The organism is Metabacillus sp. FJAT-52054, assembly GCF_037201815.1.
Lineage (GTDB): Bacteria > Bacillota > Bacilli > Bacillales > Bacillaceae > Metabacillus_B > Metabacillus_B sediminis.
Genome location: NZ_CP147407.1, coordinates 2,884,563 through 2,908,031, shown reverse-complemented (window position 1 = coordinate 2,908,031; position 23,469 = coordinate 2,884,563). Strand labels below are relative to the sequence as shown.

Below are 23,469 nucleotides of genomic sequence, written 5' to 3'. Positions count from 1 at the left end.
TGGCATCAATCGGTGCCAGCTTTTTTTCGAATGATTAAGATATAAAGTACACATGTTGCTATAAAACTGATAAAACCCGGACCAGTGCCTGAAGGGACCAGCCAGTAAATAAGAATTCCTGCCGCCATAGAAAACACAGCCTGCCTGTTAACACTCCCCATTTGTAAAAGATCTTTATCAGATATCGTTCCTTTTTTCACCATTAGAAAATCGGATACGATGACAGCAGATAACGGAATGGATAAACTGCCGAGGATCGAAATCCAGCTTTTTGCCTCGGTAACTACTGCAGGCATCGTACTAAGGATAATGCCGGCTGTTCCGAATAAGACCGCACTTTTAATTCTTCCAAGGGAAGGGAATATATTCAGCAGGCTGAAGCTTCCCGTGTATGCATTGCTTAAATTGATTGAAATGAGAGAAAGGATCGACGCAGCCAGAATAATAGAGAAAAGCAAGGATGATTCTGTAAGCCTTGATGCTGATAAAAATGGATTCATTTCAGCAAAATAAGAAGCACTGAAGATACCTAAAAAAGCTGTCATTGAAAACCCGATAAAGTTACCCGCAAACATTCCCCAAAATCCGTGAAGTGGCGATCTGGCATACCTGGTCATATCGGCAGAAGCACTTACACCGGCTACATACTGGACAAAAACAAGACTCGCAAACAGCAGCATCGTCAAACTTCCCGCACTATCTGCACTCTGAGTACTTACAGATGCAGTTACCCTCGTATTTGTAGTAAAGTATAAATAGATAATGATTCCTTCTCCTGCGAGTAAAAAAGGAAGGAAATAGGCAGTGGCCTTTTTCACAGCATGAAAACCTACAATTGTAATTCCAATCATTATGGCTCCAAGTCCAGCAGCAGCCAAAGGAAAAGAAAGGCTCTGAACACCAAATCTTTTCAAGCTTTCAATCAGCATCCACGTTCCGCCGATTGTTTGAACGGAAAACCAGTAGAGCGAGATTAAAGAACGAACGGGAGATGCGGCGTATTGCCCAAGGCGGCTCCCGAGAATACTCCGGATCGCATACTGAGCAGGCAGACCGCTGACAGAACCCGGCAATGACAGAAAAGATACAAGCAGAAAGGCTAAAAAGGCACCTGCGATACAGCTGAAGAATGCCTGGCTGAAACTCAGCCCGCCTTCCATAACAGCCAAAGCCGGCAGCAGAACATTGCCGGCATTAAATGAAAAAGCAAATTGGATAATGAAATACTCAATCCAACCCGTTTTTCTAAGCTCTGCGGGCACCGCTTCAAGTCCGAAGCGCTCAAGGCCGTACAGAGGCTTTTTATCAATTGGAATCATCCCAGTAACCTGCCTCCAGATGTTTTAGAACCGTTTATGAAATTTAAAGAAGAGCTGGGAGCGGACATAAAACGCATCGGCAGCTTTTGCTAAAAGGTTCACCTTATTATTACAGCAATGCAAAAAGGATACAATATATTCCTTATATAAACCACAGCTCGAAAGGAGCTTAGACGATGAAGCACGCCATCATTACCGCCGGAACAAAGGGACTCGGAAAAAAAGTAACTGAAGCTTTTCTTCAAAAGGGGTACTCGGTTACCGCCACTTTCCGAAGCGATCGGGAAGCAGCAGAAGCATTAAAAAATGAGTTTCAGCATCTATCCGGGAGGCTGCTTCTTCTTCAAGGAGATGTAACCAAAAAAAGCGATTTGGATGCCATTATCGATAAGACGATGCAAGCCTATGGAAGAATCGACTGCCTCATCAACAACGCCGGGCCTTATATATTCGAACGAAAAAAACTGGCCGATTACTCAGATGATGAATGGTACAGCATGATCGAAGGAAATTTAAGTTCCGTATTTCACCTTTTCAGAAAAACAGTGCCCATTATGAGGGAACAGAAATTCGGCCGCCTCATTACATATGGATTTCAGGACGCAGCAAGCGCGCCCGGATGGCTGCATAGGTCCGCCTTCAGCGCCTCAAAAGCAGGTCTTGCTTCCCTAACGAAATCCATCGCATACGAAGAAGCCGAAAACGGGATCACCGCTAACATGATTTGCCCGGGAAATATTATGGGAGACATGAAAGAAGCCACAATTGATTCCGCCCGCAGCCAGCATGACCCAAATACCCCAATCGGACGGTCCGGGACAGGCGAAGACATTGCCCGCATTATCACGTTCCTGTGCGACGACCAATCGGACTTCATCACAGGCGCCATTATCGATGCAAATGGCGGAGCAGATGTACTTAGACGAAAATCAGGAAACTAGCGAAAAGAACGGACTCATAAAAGATGAGAGTCCGTTCTTTTCTCGTTATTCCGCCCTTTTTTGCAAGCAGCTTTTCCAATGATGATAGACATTCATATGATGGAGAAAGACCAAGTGATTTGAGCAGAAAATATATGAAGAAGAAATTTAAAGCAACGATCAGGACAGGGGAAGCTTTAGCAGCAGGGTAATTGTAGAGGAACGGGGATTTGTCATAGATCCGATTTGTCAGACAAAGCGGCCAGTCCATAGTTTGTCAGGCAAAATCGTCAGACAAAGCGGTCATTCTGTCGTTTGTCCAGACCAAAAGAGTTTGGCTGGAAAGGCTCTGGAATTGGATGGAATCACGGCTGAAGTGGCTGGAATCACGGCTGAAGTGGCTGGAATCACGGCTAAAGTGGCCGGAAAGTAAGCAAGTTCGGCGGGGAAACGAGAAGGAACGGCTGGAAAAACGAGTTTGGCTGGAAAGGTGGCGGAATCGGCTGGAATTACGGGGGAAGTGGCCGGAAAGTAAGCAAGTTCGGCGGGGAAACGAGAAGGAACGGCTGGAAAAACGAGTTTGGCTGGAAAGGTGGCGGAATCGGCTGGAATCACAGGTGAAGTGGCCGGAAAGCAAGTAAGTCCGGCTGGAAAACGAGAAGGAACGGCTGGAAAAACGAGTTTGGCTGATTCATCGTTTGTCAGACAAAATCGTCAGACAAAGCGGCCATCCTATCGTTTGTCAGACAAAGCCAAGTCCTTATACTATCAATATGACTTTCACAATCGCTATATCAGGAGGTGACACACCATGAAAATCGGAATTCCGAAAGAAATAAAAAATAATGAAAACAGAGTGGCGCTGACTCCTGCTGGTGCTTACGGGCTGGTTAAGGCTGGCCATGAAGTCATCGTTGAGACAGGTGCAGGGACTGGTGCCGGTTTTTCAGATCAGCAGTACGCAGATGCTGGGGCGGCAATCATACAAGACCCAGAAAATGTCTGGAGCGCGGAAATGGTGATGAAGGTAAAAGAACCGGTAGCTTCTGAATATTCCTATTTCAGAGAGGGGCTGATCCTGTTTACCTTTCTTCATCTGGCTGCGGAGCCTGAATTAACCAGGGCACTATTAGAGAAAAAGGTGACTGCCATCGCTTATGAAACCGTCCAGCTGCGAGATGGTTCGCTGCCTCTCCTTACACCGATGAGTGAGGTTGCGGGAAGAATGGCTGCTCAAATCGGAGCAGAGTTTTTGGAGAAGCATAAGGGCGGCAAGGGGATTCTTCTGGCAGGTGTACCGGGGGTTTACCGCGGAAAGGTGACAATTATCGGCGGAGGGACAGCGGGAGCCAATGCGGCTAAAATTGCTGCAGGTCTTGGCGCAGAGGTGCGTATATTGGATGTAAGTGCCGGCAGACTCCGGCAGCTTGAGAATGTGTTTGGTGAACGAGTGATGACACTGATGTCTGATCCGTATCATATTCATGAATCGGTTGTGTGGGCGGATCTCGCGATCGGGGCGGTTCTGATTCCTGGAGCCAAAGCGCCAAAACTCGTGTCTGAGACGACGGTAAAGGGGATGGAGCAGGGGTCTGTCATTGTAGATATTGCGATTGATCAAGGAGGAATTTTTGAAACGGCAGACCGCGTATCGACCCATGAAAATCCTGTTTATGAAAAACATGGCATCCTTCACTATGCGGTAGCCAATATGCCTGGCGCTGTTCCGAGAACCTCTGCCTTGGCCCTCACAAATGTAACCTTTCCTTATGCCCTTCAAATTGCGAATAAAGGATTTAAAAAAGCCCTGAATGATGATGATGCCCTGAAAAATGGACTGAATACGTGCGGGGGCTTCGTGACGTATAGAACGGTGGCGGAAGAGGGGCAGTTTCCATATAGTGCCCCGGAATCGTTTTTAGGGAGATAACAGGTTCGTTTGCGCATCCCTGCTGTGGATAATGTTGGCTTCACGAATACGCCAAATTCCTTTCACTTCATGGTTTACATGCCGCTAAAATGTGCTATAGAAAGGTGTATGGGGAGCTCATACCCAGTCATTATGATATAGTTTTAGTGAGACAGACTATGACAGTGAGGTGCTTATAGTGGAGATTACATTTCATGGACATTCAGTGTTGGAAATTCAGGCAATGGGAAAACGATTTTTATTGATCCGTTTATTACGGGAAACGGACAGTGTGATTTGAAAGCGGAGGATGTCAAGCTTGATGTGATTTTACTCACCCATGGACATAGCGATCATGTGGGGGATACCATTCAGCTTGCAAAGGATAACGATGCGCTCGTGGTGGCGCCGTTTGAATTGGCCAATTACTTGGAAACAAAGGGTTTGAAGGTGCATCCGATGCATATCGGCGGTTCCCATCAGTTTGAATTTGGTACAGTGAAATTGACACAGGCTTTCCACGGTTCCAGCTATACGGAGGAAGACGGGACGATTGTTTATACCGGTATGCCAGCGGGAATTCTCTTTACGGCAGATAATAAAACGGTTTATGCTGCAGGAGATACCGCATTGTTCGGGGATATGAAAATGTACGGTGAGCGCCACACAATTGACGCTGCCTTCCTGCCGATCGGTGATAATTTTACTATGGGCCCTGAAGATGCTGCTGCGGCAGCAGAATGGCTGAAAGCGAAAAAAGTGATTCCTGTCCATTACAATACGTTCCCTGTAATTGAACAGAATCCTGAAGAATTTGTTTCCCTTTTACCCGAGGGAGTGGGCCACATCCTTCATGCTGGTGATAAAATCACCCTGTAAATTTTAGAGAGTGTGTAAAAGACAGAATTTCCGATGCCGGGAATTCTGTTTTTTTGCCTGTGGCAATGTGAAAGCATGGTGTTGAATTTTAACACCTGTTGATTGGAGTGGAAAGCGAACGCCTGCTAACTGCAATCAACAGCCCAGTTTAACAGAGCTTTGCCTATAAATAGTTGTAAAATCTAACAAATCGATAACCTTCGTTGAAAGTGCGGGGTAACCAGGCTTATAATAAATATTGGAAATATGAGCAGACAAAGGGTGAAAAGCTTGGCGACAAAGCATGAGCAAATTATAAAATATATTGATTCGCTTGGAGTCGGTGAAAAAATATCCGTCCGGCAAATTGCTAAAGAGATGAATGTAAGTGAAGGAACCGCTTACCGTGCAATTAAAGAGGCTGAAAATAAAGGATTTGTCAGCACGATTGAACGAGTCGGTACCATACGGATTGAGCGGAAGAAAAAAGAGAACATTGAAAAATTAACATTTGCTGAAGTAGTAAATGTAGTTGAAGGACAGGTTTTAGGGGGCCGTTCGGGTCTGCATAAAACACTTAATAAATTTGTTATTGGCGCTATGAAGCTTGAAGCCATGATGCGTTATACCGGTGCCGGAAATCTGCTGATTGTCGGAAATCGGACAAATGCTCATCAGCTTGCTTTGGAAGCGGGGGCAGCCGTTCTTGTGACCGGGGGCTTTGATACAGATGACCATGTAAAAAAGCTGGCGGATAAGATGGAGCTACCGGTGATCTCTACAAGCTATGATACTTTTACCGTTGCGACGATGATTAACCGGGCCATATATGATCAGCTGATAAAGAAGGAAATTGTGCTGGTGGAGGATATTTTAACGCCTGCCGATCAGACAATTTGCCTTCATGGAACGGATAAAGTAGAGATGTGGTATGAGTACAATCAGGATACTGGCCATGGACGGTTTCCTGTTATAGACCGTAACCGGAAAGTATTGGGGATGGTCACATCTAAGGATATTATGGGCCACGACAGAGGGAGCTCGGTTGAGCGGGTGATGACCCGAAATCCGATTACGGTAAATGGGAAAACATCTGTAGCCTCTGCTGCACAAATGATGGTTTGGGAAGGCATTGAAGTGCTTCCTGTCACCGATGCTCACAATAAGCTTGAGGGAATGATTTCAAGGCAGGATGTATTGAAAGCCCTTCAAGTGATCCAGCGGCAGCCGCAGATTGGCGAAAAGCTCGATGATATTGTGACGAATCAATTTGTTGATACGGATGAATCAAAAAATGCACATGTCTATAAGTGCAGCGTCACACCGCAGATGACAAATCATTTAGGAACCATCTCGTACGGAGTATTTACGACGCTCGTAACGGAAGCGGCAAACAGGCTTTTGCGTTCACAGAAAAAAGGAGATTTGGTTGTTGAAAACCTATCGATTTTCTTTATGAAGCCCGTTCAAATGGAAACACTCATTGAGATTCATCCCCGCATTCTCGAGGTAGGAAGAAAATTCGGAAAGATGGATGTGGATGTTTACAATGAAGGTGTTATTGTCGGGAAAGCAATGATGATGGTTCAAATCATGGAACGAAGCTAAAAAGGGTTCCGGCCGATGTGGCCGAACCCTTTTTATATGGACATTTTCTGATGTTCTTTATCTGCAAGCGGACGGTAGTGCCTGCGCATTTTTTGCCCTGCCCAGAAACTGCCGGCTCCAAGGATTATAAAGATGATGCCGATCGAAATGGAAACGGCAGATGGATAGAGGAAAAATTGATTGACTCCGAATAAAAAGACAAAGACTCCAAGAGCCATTCTTGATTTGCCGGAATAAAGGCCTCGTTCCATTGGTTTACCGGACCGGTAGTACTTTAGTTTGTAGAAGAAATAGAAGGAAAATGCAGCTACAATTAGAAACGCCAGTATAGGCATGTATTCAGCTCCCAACACTGTAAGTTACTTCTAATCTTATCTCTGGACGTCCTTTTTTTCCATCTTTGTTTTGAAATAAGAAAAGCATTCTTTAGTTTCCTTATTGGTTGTGTTTTAATAAATGGTATAAAGAGACTAAAGGAGAAAGTGATGAGAGACCAAATACTGAATACGATTAAACAATATGAAACCATCATAATTCACAGACATGTGCGCCCCGATCCCGACGCGCTAGGATCGCAATGCGGACTTGCTGAAATATTAAAAACTTCTTTTCCGGAAAAAAGAGTCCTTGTAACCGGCGAAACAGAGCCTTCACTTGAATTCTTATACAAAATGGATACTGTTTCAGATCAGGATTACGATGGGGCGCTTGTGATTGTGTGTGACACAGCAAACCAGGAGCGTGTGAGCGACCAGCGTTATCACTCAGGAGCGATGCTTATTAAAATCGATCATCATCCAAATGAAGATCAGTATGGAGATTTGATATGGGTCGATACGTCTGCAAGCTCTGTCAGTGAAATGATTTACGAGCTTTTCCTTGAGGGTAAAGGAAGCGGACTTGAAATCAGCCAAAAAGGCGCGGAACTAATCTATGCAGGAATTGTTGGGGATACCGGAAGATTTTTGTTCCCGAGTACAACCGATCGCACCTTTAAATATGCGAGTGAGTTGATTGACCACGGTTTTTCCATTAATAAGCTATACAGCAGCTTGTACAAGACAAAAATAAATGTGGCTAAATTGAGCGGATATGTTCTTCAAAATTTCGAAGTATCCCCATCAGGAGCAGCGAGCGTTATCATTAGACAGGATTTGCTTGAAAAATACGAGACGACCGCTTCAGAAGCTTCACAGCTTGTCAGCATTTTAGGGGATATTGAAGGAATGACGGCTTGGGTCTTTTTCGTGGAAGAAGAGGATCAAATCCGGGTACGTCTCCGTTCTAAAGGGCCTGTTATTAATGAATTGGCAAAAAGATACCGGGGAGGCGGGCACCCGCTGGCTGCCGGCGCCTCCATCCATCAATGGGAAGAAGCGGAACAGGTTTTTGAGGAACTGGAGCTTATATGCAGGGATTATCAGCAGAAATAACCCTATAACGGTGTCTTTGGCAGCCGTTTGATTTCTTGATCTCCTGAGGTTTCAGGGATAAACCAGGATCCCATCTCAGTTATATCCTCATAAACCTTGAGTTTAAGCTTGCTGATTTCTTTTTTCAGCAGGCTTGCCATTTCCGGCGACTCAGCGTAAGCAGAATACCCTTTTTTCATCCGTTCCACCTTTTCGTTTACAAACATTTTCTGTGTCAGCAACTCCATACTTATCCCTCCTTTTTTATTTGCAGCTGTAAATATATTGTATCCAAGGAAGAAGGGATTTGCGATAAAAATGAATAAAAATCCAAAAAAACACTTAATCAACGAATGAAACCTCTACTTCAAGGTAAAGGGTTGTATAAATAGTCATTTCCTTAACTAAAAGCCGATAGTCCTTGTCATCAATCCGATATACTTTATTTTCTATTGCCTTTTTAATAATTTTTCGGCTTTCAAAGATGCTTTCCAAATCCCTCTCAAGCAAATCAGATAGATCTTTCTTTGCCTCAATTTCTATTTTGTGGATCGTTAACGGACTCAGCTTGAATCTTTCCCCATTTGTCAGCTTCACATTTAATTCCTGAACAACAAGTTTCTTGTTGACTTCTTCATTCAGTTCTCTTGAATCCTCCTGATAAATGCTGTTTTTGCGGGTCAGTTCAAGTACTGCTGATTTCTGCTCCTGAATAATTTTCACCTGCTTTTCCTGAAGAACGCCATACGTGAAAAGAAAGACGCACCATGCAGCTGCCGCTCCAGCCATCATCCCGGCAAAAAAACGCTGCCATCCAGGCTGTCTGTGATAAGGCGGAATTCTCATGAAAGGTGCTCCTGTGTAAGCCAGGTTATAATAATCCAGCCTGTCTGGGCTCCCCCCATAGCGGAAACAATCAGCATGACTTGTTTTAAAATATCCCTAGTCTCTCCGTTAAACAGACCGCGTTCAAAGCTGTAAAAGGCATCGAAGGTTCCGCCGATTGCCGCGACAAGAGCCCAAATCTTAAGACGGTTAGCAAATTCAACAATGGTTGTCATTGGGGGTTCGCCTGATAAGTAAGCTCCAACCCCTCCAATGATGCTTCCTCCTAAGAGAACCCCTAGAGCAATGAAATAGCTATCAATAAAAGCAGGCAAAAATGCTTTTTCCATACGTTCATCATCCCCTTGCTTCAATATATGGACAGACTGTTCAAAGTATGTTCCGGCAAAATTAAATCATGCTCTGCTGAACTGGCCTGCTGTTTGCAGGGGGGAGAGGATCTTTAAAGAGTCCCGAGCAATTTAATATCCTGTAAAAATCCACAGCGAGCTTTTGCATAGGTTTCAAGAGAGATGAAGTTTGTGAAGAGCGCACGCTTGTTCTATAATAAAAATAATGAATGCCGTTAGGATGGGATGAAGATGCCGTTTGTTCACCTCCAATTACAAAGCTCTTACAGTTTGCTGAATAGTTCTGTGCGCCTGGACAGGCTTGTCCAAAAAGCGGCAGAGCTTCATTTTAATACGCTCGCTTTAACTGATCAAGGCGTTATGTATGGTACAGTGGCCTTTTATAAACAGTGCAAAAAAAATGGAATTAAACCGATTTTCGGCTTGACCGCCGCAGTTCTTCCCCAAGGTGATACCATTCCCCAGGGATACCCGCTCATTCTCCTTGCAGAAAACTACAAAGGCTATCAAAATCTGCTGAAAATCAGCAGTGCTCTTCAAACGAAGTCACCAAATGGAATCCCCGATCGATGGATGAAAAGCTATCGGGAAGGGCTTATTGCCCTTTCACCAGGCAGAGAAGGATGGATTGAAACCTTGCTTGAGAACGGGGAGGTTGAGGAGGCAGAACGTGCTGCTGCACATTATCTGGAGTTATTCGGTGAAGATTCCTTCTATTTAGGTATTCAAAAAACCGAACAGACGGAACAAGAGGAGAGTTTGAATCAATCTATTCTAAAGGTCTCCGCCACATCCGGTGCAGGTTTGGCTGCTCTGAATGACGTTCATTATCTCGAAAAAGAAGACTATCTTGCTTATCAAAGTTTAATTGCTATTCAAAATGGCGAGAAGCTAAACGAGGATACAGCGGAAGATTCTAAAGAGAGGTATTTTAAATCTGCACAGCAGATGGCCGAGATTTTCAATAATTTTCCAGAAGCGCTGGAGAACACGCTTAAGATTGCTGACCGCTGCCATGTAGAACTGGGACTTGGAAAAGCGAGGCTTCCATCCTTCCCCGCACCGGGCGGGGAGCCTGCTGATGAATATTTGGAGCGGGTTTGCCTGGAAGGGCTGAAACAACGTTATCCTGAGCCTGCAGAAGATGTTTACCGACGGCTTACGTATGAACTTGATGTGATTAAAAACATGGGCTTCAGCGATTATTTTCTAATTGTTTGGGATTTTATGAAGTTTGCTCATGAAAACCGGATTCTGACAGGTCCGGGCAGGGGATCTGCAGCTGGGTCGCTCGTTGCATATGTGCTAAAAATTACGGACGTTGATCCAATAAAACACCGGCTCCTGTTCGAACGGTTCCTAAATCCGGGAAGAATCAGCATGCCGGATATCGATATTGATTTTCCGGATACAAGAAGAGATGAAGTCATTGAGTACGTGGCTGAAAAGTATGGCTCAAACCATGTTGCGCAGATCATTACATTCGGTACACTCGCTGCCCGTGCCTCTATAAGGGATACAGCGAGAGTTATGGGGATCTCTCCAAAAGAGGCGGATCAGCTTGCGAAAAAAGTTCCTTCAGGTCCTGGAGTGACACTTGAGAAAGCGTTAAAAGAGTCTCCGGCATTTCTGAAGGAAGTACAGAATTCTCCTGCAGCTGCTAAAATCGTTGAAATTGCCTCGAAAATTGAGGGATTGCCACGGCATGTATCCACCCATGCTGCCGGCGTTGTATTCAGTGAAGATCCGCTTACATCAGTCGTTCCGCTAAGAGAAGGCCACCAGGATGTGTATTTAACACAATACTCAATGGATCATCTGGAAGAACTCGGCCTGCTTAAGATGGATTTTCTGGGTCTCAGAAACCTGTCGCTGATTGAATCAATCGTGAAAATGGTGAAGGCTCAAACAGGTACCGCTCCTTCATTTGAAAAAATAGACTATGATGATCTGAAAACCTTTCAGCTGCTGAGTGAAGGGGATACAACAGGAGTTTTCCAGCTGGAGTCAGAAGGAATGCGCAGCGTGCTTAGGAGGCTGAAGCCTGAAAGCCTTGAGGACATTGCTGCCGTTAATGCCCTGTACAGGCCGGGTCCGATGGAGAATATTCCAAACTATATAGAACGAAAGCATGGTAAGGCACCGATTGCCTATCCTCATCCTGATTTGAAAGAGCTATTGGAGCCTACTTATGGAGTCATAGTCTATCAGGAGCAAATCATGGAAATCGCTTCAGTGATGGCGGGGTTTTCACTGGGGGATGCCGATTTGCTGAGACGAGCAGTCGGAAAAAAGAAGAAAAGTGTTTTGGACGAAGAAAGAAAGCACTTTGTAGATGGATGCACGAAAGAAGGATACACAGCAAAAACTGCGAATGAAGTATATGATTTAATCGTCCGCTTTGCAGATTACGGATTTAACCGGAGTCATGCGGTTGCATACAGTATGATCGGGTTCCAGCTTGCTTATTTAAAAGCCCATTATCCTTCTATTTTTATGACGGCCCTGCTGACCAGTTCAATTGGGAACGATGAGAAAACTGCCCAATATGTGAAGGAAGCCCGCGGCAAAGAACTCAAGATTCTGCCGCCATCAGTGAATAAGAGTGAAGTCCCTTTTAAGCTTGAAAATGGAGCAATCCGGTATAGCCTTTCATCTATTAAAAATGTTGGAATTGCCGCTGTGAAAGATATTTTCAGAGCCAGGCAGCAAAAGGCTTTTGCCGACCTTTTTGATTTTTGTCTGAGAGTTTCAGCGAAAACGGCGAACCGGAGAACTCTTGAGGCCCTTGTTTTCTCAGGGGCGTTTGATGAGTTCAATATTGGGAGGGAGTCACTGCTTGCTACATTGGATGTAGCGCTCGAGCATGCCGAATTAATGAGGCCTGAATCAGGAGACGGCCAAATGGATTTGGGCTTTGAAGACGAATTTACATTGAAGCCAAAATACATTGAGGTTGAACCGTTTACGATTGCCGAAAAGCTTCAGTTCGAAAAAGAATCGCTTGGATTTTATTTTTCCGATCACCCTGTCAGCAGCTTTAAGGAAATCCTGGCAGCTCAAAAGACGGTCAAGCTGGATCAGATCGAGAGAAAAGCAGGATCGTATATTCGAGCAGGTGTTTATTTATCAAAAGTCCGAACAATTCGTACAAAAAAAGGGGATCTCATGGCGTTCCTTACGATGAGTGACGAAACAGGAGATGCGGAAGGCGTTTGTTTTCCAGGCCAATATGCGAAGCTTTCGGAGATCATCAAAGAGGGAACACTTTTGCTCGCGGAAGGAAAAGCAGAGCTGCGTGATGATTCCGTGCAGTTTATTTTGCAAAAAGCGGAGCCTTTAAAGGACATCAGTAAGCCGGTATCGGCAGGGACATTATTCCTTAAAATCGAAAATCGGGACCGGAGTGCAGAGAGAATGGCCATGCTTAGGGAAGTACTCGGAAAGCATACAGGGAACACGCCGGTCTACCTTTTCAACCCTGAGGATAAAAAAACCGTCCAGCTGAACGGGTATAAAACGGCTGCCGCCTCGGAAGAATGCATTGGGATGCTGAAAGCTCTCCTCGGTGAAGATCATGTTGTGCTGAAAGAATAAGGAAGGCAGACAAATTTTTTTTGTCTGCCTTCCTTGCATGTGTTATAGTTTTTATATTACATAGGTGGTCTGACCACTGCATTGGAAATGGATGAGGAGTGAGAGGAATGTCTTTACGAGAAGAAGCGCTGCATATGCATCGTGTGAACAAGGGGAAACTGGAGTCTAAATCAAAAGTACCGGTCAGAAATGCAAAGGACTTAAGCCTTGCGTATTCTCCTGGTGTGGCAGAACCATGCAAAGCAATTTATGATGATAAAAGCAAAGTTTACGATTATACCATGAAGGGGAATATGGTGGCTGTTGTTTCTGATGGAACTGCGGTTCTTGGACTTGGGAATATTGGTCCTGAAGCGGCTCTCCCGGTTATGGAAGGGAAAGCGGTTCTGTTCAAAAGCTTTGCCGGTGTAGATGCTTTTCCAATTTGCCTGAATACAACGGATATTGATCAGATTGTTGAAACGGTTAAGCTCCTTGAGCCGACATTCGGCGGAGTGAATTTGGAGGATATTGCAGCACCTAATTGCTTCGTTATTGAGGAGAGGCTGAAGAAAGAAACAAACATTCCAATTTTCCACGATGATCAGCATGGGACAGCGATTGTGACAGCTGCCGGTCTTTTGAATGCGCTGAAGCTTGCCGGAAAGAAAATGTCATCGATCAGAGTAGTGGCAAACGGTGCAGGAGCTGCCGGAATTGCCATTATTAAACTGCTGTACCGCTATGGTGTAAGAGATATTATTATGTGTGATTCCAAGGGAGCCATTTATGAAGGACGTCCTGCAGGAATGAATGAAGTGAAAGATCAGGTGGCCAAGTTTACGAACCGTGAAAAAAAAGAAGGAACGCTTGCTGATGTGCTGACCGATGCAGACGTGTTTATCGGTGTATCCGTTGAAGGCGCCCTGTCAAAAGAAATGGTTCAAAGTATGAAGGAGAATCCGATCATTTTTGCAATGGCCAATCCGGTTCCGGAAATCATGCCTGAGGATGCCCGTGAAGCAGGAGCCATGGTCATCGGAACCGGCCGTTCGGACTTCCCGAACCAGGTGAATAACGTCCTTGCTTTTCCCGGCATTTTCAGAGGGGCGCTTGATGTACGTGCCACGCATATCAATGAACAGATGAAAATGGCAGCTGTTGAAGCCATTGCTGGATTGATTGATGAATCTGAAATCCGGCCTGATTATGTCATTCCTGCTCCTTTCGATCCGAGAGTGGCACCTGCTGTGGCGGCCGCTGTAGCAAAAGCCGCAATGGAAACAGGAGTGGCGCGCATCAAGGTTTCACCGGAAGAGGTTGCTGAAAAAACAAGACAGCTTGCCATTATCGGCAAGGAATGAGTCCAGTGAATAACGTGCCTGGTCCAAAGTCGAGAGTCTATGAAGAGACGCTTCAGCAGATCAGATTGATCATAAAGAAGGACGGACTATTGCCGGGAGATAAAATTCCATCTGAACGAGAGCTGGCCGACCGGTTAAACGTCGGCCGCTCTTCTGTTAGAGAGGCATTGAGGGCACTCGAACTTCTGGGAATCATTGAGACAAAAAGAGGAGAAGGAACGTTTATAAAGGACTTCAGCGAAAATCATCTTGTCAGCGTTCTCGGTCTTTTTGTACTGGAAGACTCAAAGGCTATTGAGGATATTTTTGAGATGAGTGTTTTGATAGAGAAAGACGCTTTGATGAAAATCTTGCAATCCTTTGACAAGAAGAAGCTTATCCAGCTCGATCAGGATTTCAGGAAAGGAATTAATAATCCGCAGGAGCTTATGGGCAAACTGATTCATATGGGTGGAAACCATCTGCTTTTTCGAACGTGGCTCGTTCTTGCTGACTACCTGAAAGCAGGCAGCAAGCTTAAGGAACCGCCGATTCCGATTTATGAAGAGCTGATGTCAGCGCTCGTGCTGAACAACAGAAACCTTGTCCTTCAAGTATACGAACGGATTTCCAAGTACAAAAATCTCTCTCTATGACACCGTTTTACATAAAATGCGCATCTTTTTCGCTAAAGTAACATATAAATACTTGTCTGCTATCATTAAGATTAAGAGAAATACTCGTTAGGGGGTACTCAGATTGCTTAAGGATCTTTTTTCAAAGAAAAAGAAATACGCTTCCGTCCCTTCTGAACAAGCCAGGCAGGATGTTCCTGAAGGCATCATGACGAAATGTCCAAACTGTAAGAAAATCCTGGTAACAAAAGAATTAAATAAAAACCTGAAGGTGTGCGTGAACTGTGATTATCATTTACAGATGAATGCAAAAGAGAGAATAACGAGTTTGTTCGACGAGCATTCGTTTAAGGAATACGATAAGGATATGATTTCAGAAAATCCACTGAACTTTCCGGATTATGAAGAAAAGCTGGAAAAAGACCGCAAGAAAACGTCGCAAAATGAAGCGGTCGTTACCGGAGAAGGAACGATTGACGGAATCCGTACAGTGATCGCTGTGATGGATGCAAGCTTCCGTATGGGGAGCATGGGTTCAGTTGTTGGAGAGAAAATAACGAGAGCGGTTGAACAAGCGAAAAAGAACAAGCTTCCGTTCATCATCTTTACCGCTTCAGGCGGAGCGAGGATGCAGGAAGGGGTGTTAAGCCTCATGCAGATGGCGAAAACAAGCTCTGCATTAAAATTGTTCAGCAATGAGGGCGGCTTAACGATTTCGGTTATGACTCATCCTACTACCGGAGGAGTTTCTGCCAGCTTTGCATCACTCGGTGACTATAATCTTGCAGAGCCAGGCGCATTAATCGGATTTGCCGGAAGAAGGATTATTGAGCAGACAATCCGCGAAGAACTTCCTGAAGATTTCCAGACAGCGGAATTTTTGCTAAAGCACGGGCAGCTGGATTCAGTTGTTTCACGCCTTGAACTGAGGGAAACACTCGCCAGAATTTTGGATCTTCATCAAGGAGGCAGGCACTAATGGTTGGAGAGCTTGAGTTTGAAAAACCGGTAATTGAACTAAGGAAGAAAATAGCGGAGCTGAAAGAATTTACGGCTACGGCAGATGTTGACCTTTCTTCAGAGATTGAGAGGCTTGAATCCAGGCTGGAAAAGCTTGAAAAGGATATTTACTCAAATATCAGCCCATGGGACAGAGTGCAAATTGCCAGACATCCGAAGCGTCCGACTACAATGGATTATATGGACATTCTTTTTACCGATTTCTTCGAGTGCCATGGTGACCGTTATTTTGGAGATGATGAAGCCATCGTCGGCGGAATCGCCAAGTTTAAAGGAACCCCGGTAACGGTTATCGGACATCAGCGCGGAAAGGATACAAAAGAGAATATCCGCCGCAATTTCGGCTCTCCTCACCCTGAAGGATACCGGAAAGCACTCAGACTAATGAAACAAGCGGATAAATTCGGACGTGCCATCATTACGTTTATTGATACAAAAGGAGCTTATCCCGGAAAAGCTGCAGAGGAGCGGGGCCAGAGCGAAGCCATTGCAAAGAATCTTTTTGAAATGGCCGGACTTTCCGTTCCAGTGATTTGTATTGTGATTGGAGAAGGGGGAAGCGGAGGTGCTCTAGGAATCGGTGTCGGAAATCATTTGCTGATGCTTGAGAACTCCACCTATTCTGTTATTTCACCTGAAGGAGCGGCTGCGCTGCTTTGGAAGGATTCAGGCCAGGCAAAAAGGGCAGCTGAATCCATGAAGATAACTGCCCCCGATCTTAAGGAACTGGGGGTCGTTGATGAAATCATCAGCGAGGTAAAAGGCGGAGCACACCGTAATTTACAGGAGCAGGCTCTTTTAATTGAACAGCATTTGAGCAAATCCATGGAGATACTGTCGAAAATGGACAAGAGTAAGCTTATCGAACACCGCTATCAAAAATACAAAGCGATTGGCCAGGTATCATTTGCCGAAGAAATGCTTGGCATGCATTAATGAAACGTGCTCCCCTTTCTTAAGGGACACGTTTCTATTTGTGTTAAAATTAGGAATTCGAAAATATCCAACAAAGTTTTTCTTTCTAGAAAAAAGTGTTGTATAATGAATACGGTTAGAAAGGCATGAAGAATTTTCGACAAAAGTCGATTTGTATTTGTACTGCCAAATCCTTCATGTTATCTTTAAAGCACATACATATTACCTATTGGGGTGAGGAAGTTGAAAAGAATCGGCGTTTTGACAAGCGGAGGAGATTCCCCAGGGATGAATGCAGCCGTTCGCGCTGTTGTCCGTAAAGCGATTTACCATGATGTTGAGGTTTTTGGCATCTATCATGGATATGCCGGATTGATTGCCGGAAACATTGAAAAATTAGAACTTGGCTCTGTGGGGGATATTATCCACCGCGGAGGTACAAAGCTTTATACAGCCCGCTGTCCGGAATTCAGAACAGTTGAAGGACGGGAAAAAGGGATTGAACAGCTTAAAAAATACGGAATAGAAGGTCTTGTTGTCATTGGCGGAGACGGCTCATACATGGGTGCGAAGAAGCTAACTGAAATGGGCTTTCCTTGTGTAGGCGTGCCTGGAACCATTGACAATGATATACCGGGAACGGATTTAACAATCGGTTTTGATACAGCCTTAAACACCGTTATCGATGCGATTGATAAAATCCGCGATACAGCAACGTCCCACGAACGCACATATGTCATTGAAGTAATGGGACGCCATGCAGGAGATATCGCGCTGTGGTCCGGTCTTGCCGGAGGAGCGGAAACCATTTTGATTCCTGAGGCCGACCATGACCTGGACGATGTAGTTGCCCGTCTTAAAAGAGGCCACGACCGCGGCAAGAAGCACAGTATTATCATCGTTGCAGAGGGTGTGGGAAGCGGCGTGGAGTTCGGCAAAAAGATTGAGGAAGCTACCCGTTTCGAAACCAGGGTTTCTGTTCTTGGACACATTCAGCGCGGAGGATCGCCGACTGCTGCGGACCGTGTGCTTGCCAGCCGTTTAGGTGCTTACGCAGTTGAGCTTCTGCTTGAAGAAAAAGGCGGACGATGTGTAGGAATTCAAAACAATAAACTTGTCGACCATGATATCATCGAGATTCTCGAAACGAAGCATTCGGTTGACCCGAAACTATATCAGCTGTCTCAGGAATTATCCATTTAACGCAGCCAATTTGGTATCGTTTCCATAATAGAATTAGGAGGAATTATCTGCATGCGTAAAACAAAAATAGTTTGTACTATTGGTCCTGCAAGTGAATCTGTCGAGAAGCTTACAGCATTAATGGAAGCAGGAATGAACGTATCCCGTCTTAACTTTTCCCACGGAGATTTCGAAGAGCACGGCAACCGCATCAAAAACATCAGGGAAGCTTCAAAGCTGACTGGCAAAACGGTTGCGATCCTTCTTGACACAAAAGGTCCAGAGATTCGTACACATTCCATGCAGGATGGCGCGATCGAACTGGAAAGAGACAAAGAAATCATTGTTTCCATGAATGAAGTGACCGGAACAACTGATAAATTCTCCATTTCCTATGAAGGACTCGTAGAAGATGTTCATGCTGGATCTATCATCCTTCTTGACGATGGACTAATCGGTCTTGAAGTTCTTGAAGTAAATAAAGCTGCCGGCGAAATCAGAACCAAAATCCTTAACAGCGGTACGCTTAAGAATAAAAAAGGCGTCAATGTTCCGGGTGTGAGTGTAAACCTTCCTGGAATTACAGAAAAAGATGCTAAAGATATCGTATTTGGAATCGAGCAGGGAGTGGACTTTATTGCGGCTTCTTTCGTCCGCCGTGCATCTGATGTGCTTGAAATCCGCGAGCTTCTTGAAGAGCATAAAGCAACGGATATTCAAATCATTCCAAAAATTGAAAACCAGGAGGGAGTCGACAATATCGACGAAATCCTTGAAGTTTCTGATGGCTTGATGGTAGCGCGCGGAGATTTGGGCGTTGAAATTCCTGCTGAGGAAGTTCCTCTTGTACAAAAAGACCTGATTAAAAAATGCAACGCACTTGGAAAGCCTGTTATTACAGCTACACAAATGCTTGACAGCATGCAGCGCAACCCGCGTCCTACACGTGCAGAAGCAAGTGACGTAGCCAATGCGATTTTTGACGGTACGGATGCAATCATGCTGTCCGGTGAGACAGCTGCTGGACAATATCCAATTGAAGCGGTTCAAACGATGCACAACATTGCTTCCAGAGCTGAAACTGCTCTTGACTACAAAGGAACGCTGTCTAAGCGCCGCGAACAAACGGGCATGACGATTACAGATGCAATCGGCCAATCTGTAGCACATACAGCACTGAACTTGAATGTCAGTGCCGTTGTGACACCGACTGAAAGCGGACATACAGCAAGAATGATTTCCAAGTACCGTCCTCAGGCACCAATTGTAGCTGTGACTTCTTGTGAGTCTGTATCCAGAAAGCTTGCTCTTGTTTGGGGAGTCTTCTCAAAAACGGGAACGAAGGCTGGTTCAACGGATGAAATGCTTGAGAATGCTGTTCAGGAATCCATTAACACAGGTATTGTCAAACATGGTGACCTGATTGTTATTACGGCTGGTGTGCCAATCGGCGAAGCGGGTACAACGAACCTTATGAAGGTTTATATTGTCGGAGATATCCTTGCTAAAGGTCAAGGTATCGGCCGCAAATCTGCATTCGGCAAAGTCGTTATTGCAAATAATGCGGAAGAAGCAGCTTCCAAAATGACGGAGGGTGCGATCCTTGTCACGAGAGGAACAGACCGTGAGATGATGGATTCATTGAATAAGGCTTCGGCTCTTATTGCAGAAGAAGGCGGATTAACGAGCCATGCTGCAGTAGTAGGGCTTAGCCTTGGAATTCCTGTAATCGTAGGGATTGAAAATGCTACATCGCTTTTAGAGGATGGAATGGAAATAACGGTTGACGGCACTCGCGGTGCGATCTACAAAGGTCATGCAAGCGTAATTTAATAAGTAGAAAGGGAAGGACGCTGTTCCTTCTCTTTTTTTACAAAAACCTGCGCATTTTTGCCGGATGGGAGACGAGGCAATTGAGATGGCTTGTACTTTTGCTTATAGCTGTACCCGCTCTTGAAATTGGTTTGCTTATATGGTCTGGAAGGACATTGGGGCTGATCCCTACCGTTCTGTTGATTGTTGCCACAGGATTAGGCGGAGCGTGGCTGGCCAGGCAGCAGGGGCTTGAAACATGGAAAAAGGCCCAGCAAAATATGAATGCAGGACAGTTGCCGGGAAATGCACTTATTGATGGAATCTGCATTCTCATCGGGGCCGTTTTACTAATGACTCCTGGATTTATCTCAGATGTCGCAGGGTTCTTTTTGCTTTTTCCGGTTTCAAGAAAAGGAATCAAACCGTTCATACTCCGAGCGATTCAAAAACGGATGAACAGGGATCGAATCACCATCATCAGATAAAGAAAAAGGACGGGATTCCAGTTCAACCGTCCTTTTTTCTGTTTGTCTTCTATTTTTGAACAATATACTTCCAAAGGTCGTGGAAGAGCCGGAGCTTATACATGCTTTGGACGATAACAAGGATGACGGGCCCAAGTGCCATTCCCAGAAGGCCAAAGCATTTGTATCCGGCATAAATACTCATTAGAGTGAGCAGCGGATTGAGCCCGATCGACCGCGAGTAAATTCTCGGTTCCAGAATCTGTCTTGCCATCATGACGATGATAAACAGGATTGCCAATCCGCTTGCGAGCTTCGTTTGACCCATAAGCATTAAATAGAGGGCCCAAGGGATAAAAATCGTGCCGGTTCCTGCGTATGGAATAAAATCGACGATCCCAATAAAGAGGCTGATGGTCAAAGCCTGAGAGACGCCGAGAATAAGAAGGCCGGGAAATACAATTGCAAGTGTAATGGTGTTCAGCAGCAGCTGGGCTTTAACAAGACCGGTCAGTGCATGGCCCAGCTCAGCGCCAAATAGAAAGATTCGGCTAACGGCTGCCTGAGGGAGCTTCTTATTTAAGAAAAGAATGACATGATCCCAGTCTTTGCAGATGAAAAAGGCGGCGATGACGATAATGACTATTACACTTGCAGCATTAGGAATCCACATAATGATCGCAGGGATAGCATTAAGCGAGGCCCTCAATATACTGCCGGCTTCCCCAATCAAGCCGTTTCCTGCCTGCTGCAGCTCTGCAATAATAGTCGTTTGCTGTGCTGTGCTCAATGCAGAAAATTGTTCTGAAATTTTCTCTATGAGGGGGGAAACCTGATAGGAGAGAATATGGTTAAACGCTCCAGACATAGTATTTAAATAGGCGGGCAGAGATGAAGCAGCATGCTGAATCACTGCAATGGATTCCAATGTCAATAAAGCGGTTAAGCCCGTTACGATGACAATGAGGCTTATCAGGACGAGTCCTGCGGATACCCCGGCAGGCAATCCTGTTTTTCTATGCAGAAGGTCGGAAGGTTTTTTAATAAACCATGCTAGAAAAAAGGCCAAGATGAATGGATACATGATTGGAATGGCGGCAAAAAGCAGGAGAATAATTCCGGCTAAAGCGCCAGCTGCAATCAATCCTCTTATGATAGCGGCTGCAAGTGCATTCAATAAGCGATCCTCCTCTTTAAGGAAGGGTTGTACTATTATACTTACTCCTGAAATACGGAAACATGTCAAAAATGAGGGGGGCTACGATGAGTCAGGCAAGTCTTTTTCTTCTTATTCTTCTCGGAATAGGGGTCTTTGCTAAAAATCAGTCACTGATGATCGCTGTAGGTTTTTTGCTTGCCGTCAAATGGACGGGGCTTGATGCGAAGCTATTTCCGCTTCTGCAGTCAAAAGGAATCAATTGGGGAGTGACGGTTATTACCATTGCGGTCCTTGTGCCGATCGCTACAGGGGACATAGGGTTTAAGCAGATGGGAGATGCGCTCAAATCCTATTACGCATGGATTGCAGTGGGCTCAGGAATTGCCGTGGCATTAATTGCTAAAAATGGCGTGACGCTGCTTGCGCAGGATCCTCATATTACAGCAGCGCTTGTCCTGGGAACCATTTTGGCCGTGGCTCTTTTTAATGGGGTTGCGGTTGGTCCATTAATAGGAGCGGGGATTGCCTATCTTGTGATGCAATTCGTTAAACTTTTTGGCTAATATAGCAATTACATGAATTTGAACAAAGGGAAATGGCGTTAAATCAAGCATTTCCCTTTTATTAAATTTTTTTGGCAAATTTTTTTGTGCGCTTTTAGGTGCTTTCGATTCACAAATGTCAGATTATTGTTTATAATGACAATAGGCAACAAATTTATTGTATGCCTTTCCAAACAGAGAGATGATTTATTGGGACTTTTCTGATTATTTGCTTATGTGAAAATGTAAGCATTTACTTTTCCTGTGAATCGCTTTCATAATGGCAGCTTGCTGAGCAAGCGCTCATTCATTTTATGTTTGATAGAATAAGAGAAGGAAATCCTTTCTTTTAATCTTAAACAATTCAGGGAAAATTGCGCAAAGGAGAGATTGGATATGACAGCAACTCGCGGTCTTGAAGGGGTAGTAGCGACTACTTCTGCAGTAAGCTCCATCATCGATGATACCCTTACATATGTGGGTTATAACATTGATGACCTGGCAGATAATGCAAGTTTTGAAGAAGTAATCTATTTGTTATGGCATGGGAAGCTTCCTGCAGAGGAAGAGCTGGCACAAATTAAAACACAGCTTGCAGATAATGCAGGCATTCCGCACCAGGTAATTGAGCATTTCAAACAGTATTCAATTTCTGAAGTTCATCCAATGGCAGCTATTCGTACAGCTGTATCCATGCTTGGTCTTTTTGATCCGGAAGCGGACGATATGTCCAAAGAGGCAAACTACCGCAAAGCAATCTGTCTCCAGGCTAAGCTTCCAACGCTTGTAACAGCATTCAGCCGGATCCGTAAAGGTCTTGCACCGGTTGAGCCGCGGCCTGATTATGGAATTGCTGCGAACTTCCTTTATACGCTGACAGGGGAAGAACCGAGCCATGTTGCTGTAGAGGCTTTTAATAAAGCGCTTGTTCTGCATGCAGATCATGAATTGAATGCTTCCACTTTTACAGCTCGCGTATGTGTCGCAACTTTATCTGATATTTATTCCGGAGTTACAGCGGCAATCGGAGCTTTGAAGGGGCCTCTTCACGGCGGAGCCAATGAAGCTGTAATGAAGATGCTGACTGAAATCGGCGATGTGGAAAATGCTGAAGCATATATTCAGGAAAAACTTTCCCGCAAAGAAAAAATCATGGGCTTCGGGCACCGCGTCTATCAAAATGGAGACCCGCGTGCGAAGCATCTAAGAGAAATGTCCCAAAAGCTTTCCAACCTGACAGGTGAAAGCAAATGGTATGAAATGTCCCTTAAGGTGGAAGAGATTGTCACTTCTGAAAAATCGCTTTTGCCGAATGTGGATTTTTATTCCGCGTCTGTCTATCACAGTCTTGGAATCGATCACGATTTATTCACACCGATCTTTGCGGTCAGCCGTGTTTCAGGATGGCTTGCCCATATTCTTGAGCAATATGAAAACAACCGCCTGATCCGCCCGCGTGCCGATTATATCGGTCCGGACAAACAGCGCTATATACCAATTGAAGAGCGTTCTTAATTCATACGAAGAAAACCGCAGGATGGTGCTTTAAATTTTCAGTCTGAAAGCAGGCGGAAAGAATTCAGCAGCATTATTCGG

The 23,469-nt window shown here is 44.9% G+C and carries 22 protein-coding genes and 1 pseudogene; 17 read left to right on the top strand and 6 right to left on the bottom strand.

The genetic code is table 11. From position 1 onward, the window contains the following. Positions 1–5 precede the first annotated feature (5 nt). Positions 6–1,319, bottom strand: coding sequence for a cytosine permease (locus WCV65_RS15120; RefSeq protein ID WP_338777583.1), 1,314 nt, complete (start codon positions 1,317–1,319; stop codon positions 6–8). A 176-nt stretch (positions 1,320–1,495) separates the two neighbouring features. Between WCV65_RS15120 and WCV65_RS15115 the strand changes: the two genes are divergently transcribed. From WCV65_RS15115 to WCV65_RS15090, 6 genes and pseudogenes are all read left to right on the top strand, one after another. After that, on the top strand, positions 1,496–2,260 hold the full coding sequence (locus WCV65_RS15115) for an SDR family oxidoreductase (RefSeq protein WP_338777582.1): 765 nt from the start codon (positions 1,496–1,498) through the stop codon (positions 2,258–2,260). A 253-nt stretch (positions 2,261–2,513) separates the two neighbouring features. Further along, a complete protein-coding gene (locus WCV65_RS15110) occupies positions 2,514–2,672 on the top strand; it encodes a hypothetical protein (protein WP_338777581.1) in 159 nt (52 codons plus the stop codon). 147 nt (positions 2,673–2,819) lie between these two features. Continuing rightward, positions 2,820–3,044 (top strand): hypothetical protein, encoded by a 225-nt coding sequence (locus tag WCV65_RS15105; protein WP_338777580.1) that lies wholly within the window; start codon positions 2,820–2,822, stop codon positions 3,042–3,044. Positions 3,045–3,050: 6 nt separating this feature from the next. Next, positions 3,051–4,169 (top strand): alanine dehydrogenase, encoded by a 1,119-nt coding sequence (gene ald / locus WCV65_RS15100; protein WP_338777579.1) that lies wholly within the window; start codon positions 3,051–3,053, stop codon positions 4,167–4,169. A 178-nt stretch (positions 4,170–4,347) separates the two neighbouring features. Further along, positions 4,348–5,027 (top strand): annotated as a pseudogene (locus WCV65_RS15095) (metal-dependent hydrolase). A gap of 270 nt (positions 5,028–5,297) precedes the next feature. Further along, positions 5,298–6,614, top strand: a complete 1,317-nt coding sequence (locus WCV65_RS15090; protein WP_035413626.1) for a CBS domain-containing protein — start codon at positions 5,298–5,300, stop codon at positions 6,612–6,614. A 32-nt stretch (positions 6,615–6,646) separates the two neighbouring features. Here the strand turns inward: WCV65_RS15090 and WCV65_RS15085 are convergent, their stop codons facing one another. After that, positions 6,647–6,949 carry a YtpI family protein gene (locus tag WCV65_RS15085; protein WP_035413625.1) on the bottom strand — a complete coding sequence of 101 codons (303 nt, stop codon included), beginning with the start codon at positions 6,947–6,949 and terminating at the stop codon, positions 6,647–6,649. A 150-nt stretch (positions 6,950–7,099) separates the two neighbouring features. Here WCV65_RS15085 and WCV65_RS15080 point away from each other — a divergent pair, with 150 nt between their 5' ends. Then, a complete protein-coding gene (locus WCV65_RS15080; protein WP_338777578.1) occupies positions 7,100–8,047 on the top strand; it encodes a bifunctional oligoribonuclease/PAP phosphatase NrnA in 948 nt (315 codons plus the stop codon). Between the two features lie 2 nt (positions 8,048–8,049). Here WCV65_RS15080 and WCV65_RS15075 read toward each other — a convergent pair whose 3' ends face one another. The 3 genes from WCV65_RS15075 to WCV65_RS15065 all read right to left on the bottom strand — a co-directional run bounded on the left by WCV65_RS15075 (position 8,050) and on the right by WCV65_RS15065 (position 9,201). Beyond that, positions 8,050–8,274, bottom strand: coding sequence for a hypothetical protein (locus WCV65_RS15075; RefSeq protein ID WP_035413630.1), 225 nt, complete (start codon positions 8,272–8,274; stop codon positions 8,050–8,052). A gap of 94 nt (positions 8,275–8,368) precedes the next feature. Beyond that, a complete protein-coding gene (ytrI, locus tag WCV65_RS15070) occupies positions 8,369–8,872 on the bottom strand; it encodes a sporulation membrane protein YtrI (protein WP_035413622.1) in 504 nt (167 codons plus the stop codon). Beyond that, entirely contained in the window at positions 8,869–9,201 is a 333-nt protein-coding gene (locus WCV65_RS15065) for a YtrH family sporulation protein (RefSeq protein ID WP_035413620.1), read from the bottom strand. The genes ytrI and WCV65_RS15065 overlap by 4 nt, the downstream gene beginning before the upstream one ends. 252 nt (positions 9,202–9,453) lie before the next feature. Here WCV65_RS15065 and dnaE point away from each other — a divergent pair, with 252 nt between their 5' ends. From dnaE to WCV65_RS15025, 8 genes are all read left to right on the top strand, one after another. Then, on the top strand, positions 9,454–12,819 hold the full coding sequence (gene dnaE, locus WCV65_RS15060; RefSeq protein WP_338777574.1) for a DNA polymerase III subunit alpha: 3,366 nt from the start codon (positions 9,454–9,456) through the stop codon (positions 12,817–12,819). Between the two features lie 107 nt (positions 12,820–12,926). Continuing rightward, positions 12,927–14,162: a malic enzyme-like NAD(P)-binding protein gene (locus WCV65_RS15055; RefSeq protein ID WP_338777572.1), complete on the top strand. Its 1,236-nt coding sequence runs from the start codon at positions 12,927–12,929 to the stop codon at positions 14,160–14,162. A gap of 5 nt (positions 14,163–14,167) precedes the next feature. Then, the gene (locus WCV65_RS15050; RefSeq protein WP_338777570.1) at positions 14,168–14,797 is read left to right on the top strand and encodes a GntR family transcriptional regulator; all 630 of its coding nucleotides are present in this window, start codon (positions 14,168–14,170) and stop codon (positions 14,795–14,797) included. Positions 14,798–14,900: 103 nt separating this feature from the next. Next, positions 14,901–15,755 (top strand): acetyl-CoA carboxylase, carboxyltransferase subunit beta, encoded by an 855-nt coding sequence (gene accD / locus WCV65_RS15045; protein ID WP_035413614.1) that lies wholly within the window; start codon positions 14,901–14,903, stop codon positions 15,753–15,755. Next, positions 15,755–16,732, top strand: coding sequence for an acetyl-CoA carboxylase carboxyl transferase subunit alpha (gene accA / locus WCV65_RS15040; protein ID WP_035413613.1), 978 nt, complete (start codon positions 15,755–15,757; stop codon positions 16,730–16,732). The genes accD and accA overlap by 1 nt, the downstream gene beginning before the upstream one ends. Positions 16,733–16,954: 222 nt before the next feature. After that, on the top strand, positions 16,955–17,914 hold the full coding sequence (gene pfkA, locus WCV65_RS15035) for a 6-phosphofructokinase (protein WP_035413611.1): 960 nt from the start codon (positions 16,955–16,957) through the stop codon (positions 17,912–17,914). A gap of 51 nt (positions 17,915–17,965) precedes the next feature. Continuing rightward, positions 17,966–19,726, top strand: a complete 1,761-nt coding sequence (gene pyk, locus WCV65_RS15030; RefSeq protein ID WP_035413609.1) for a pyruvate kinase — start codon at positions 17,966–17,968, stop codon at positions 19,724–19,726. Between the two features lie 80 nt (positions 19,727–19,806). Continuing rightward, complete coding sequence (locus WCV65_RS15025; RefSeq protein WP_035413607.1) at positions 19,807–20,193, top strand: FxsA family protein; 387 nt, start codon at positions 19,807–19,809, stop codon at positions 20,191–20,193. A gap of 49 nt (positions 20,194–20,242) precedes the next feature. Here the strand turns inward: WCV65_RS15025 and ytvI are convergent, their stop codons facing one another. Beyond that, on the bottom strand, positions 20,243–21,349 hold the full coding sequence (ytvI, locus tag WCV65_RS15020; protein ID WP_338777560.1) for a sporulation integral membrane protein YtvI: 1,107 nt from the start codon (positions 21,347–21,349) through the stop codon (positions 20,243–20,245). A gap of 86 nt (positions 21,350–21,435) precedes the next feature. Here ytvI and WCV65_RS15015 point away from each other — a divergent pair, with 86 nt between their 5' ends. After that, positions 21,436–21,894: a DUF441 domain-containing protein gene (locus tag WCV65_RS15015; RefSeq protein WP_338777558.1), complete on the top strand. Its 459-nt coding sequence runs from the start codon at positions 21,436–21,438 to the stop codon at positions 21,892–21,894. A gap of 375 nt (positions 21,895–22,269) precedes the next feature. Further along, positions 22,270–23,388, top strand: coding sequence for a citrate synthase (citZ, locus tag WCV65_RS15010; protein ID WP_035413602.1), 1,119 nt, complete (start codon positions 22,270–22,272; stop codon positions 23,386–23,388). Positions 23,389–23,469: the final 81 nt, after the last annotated feature.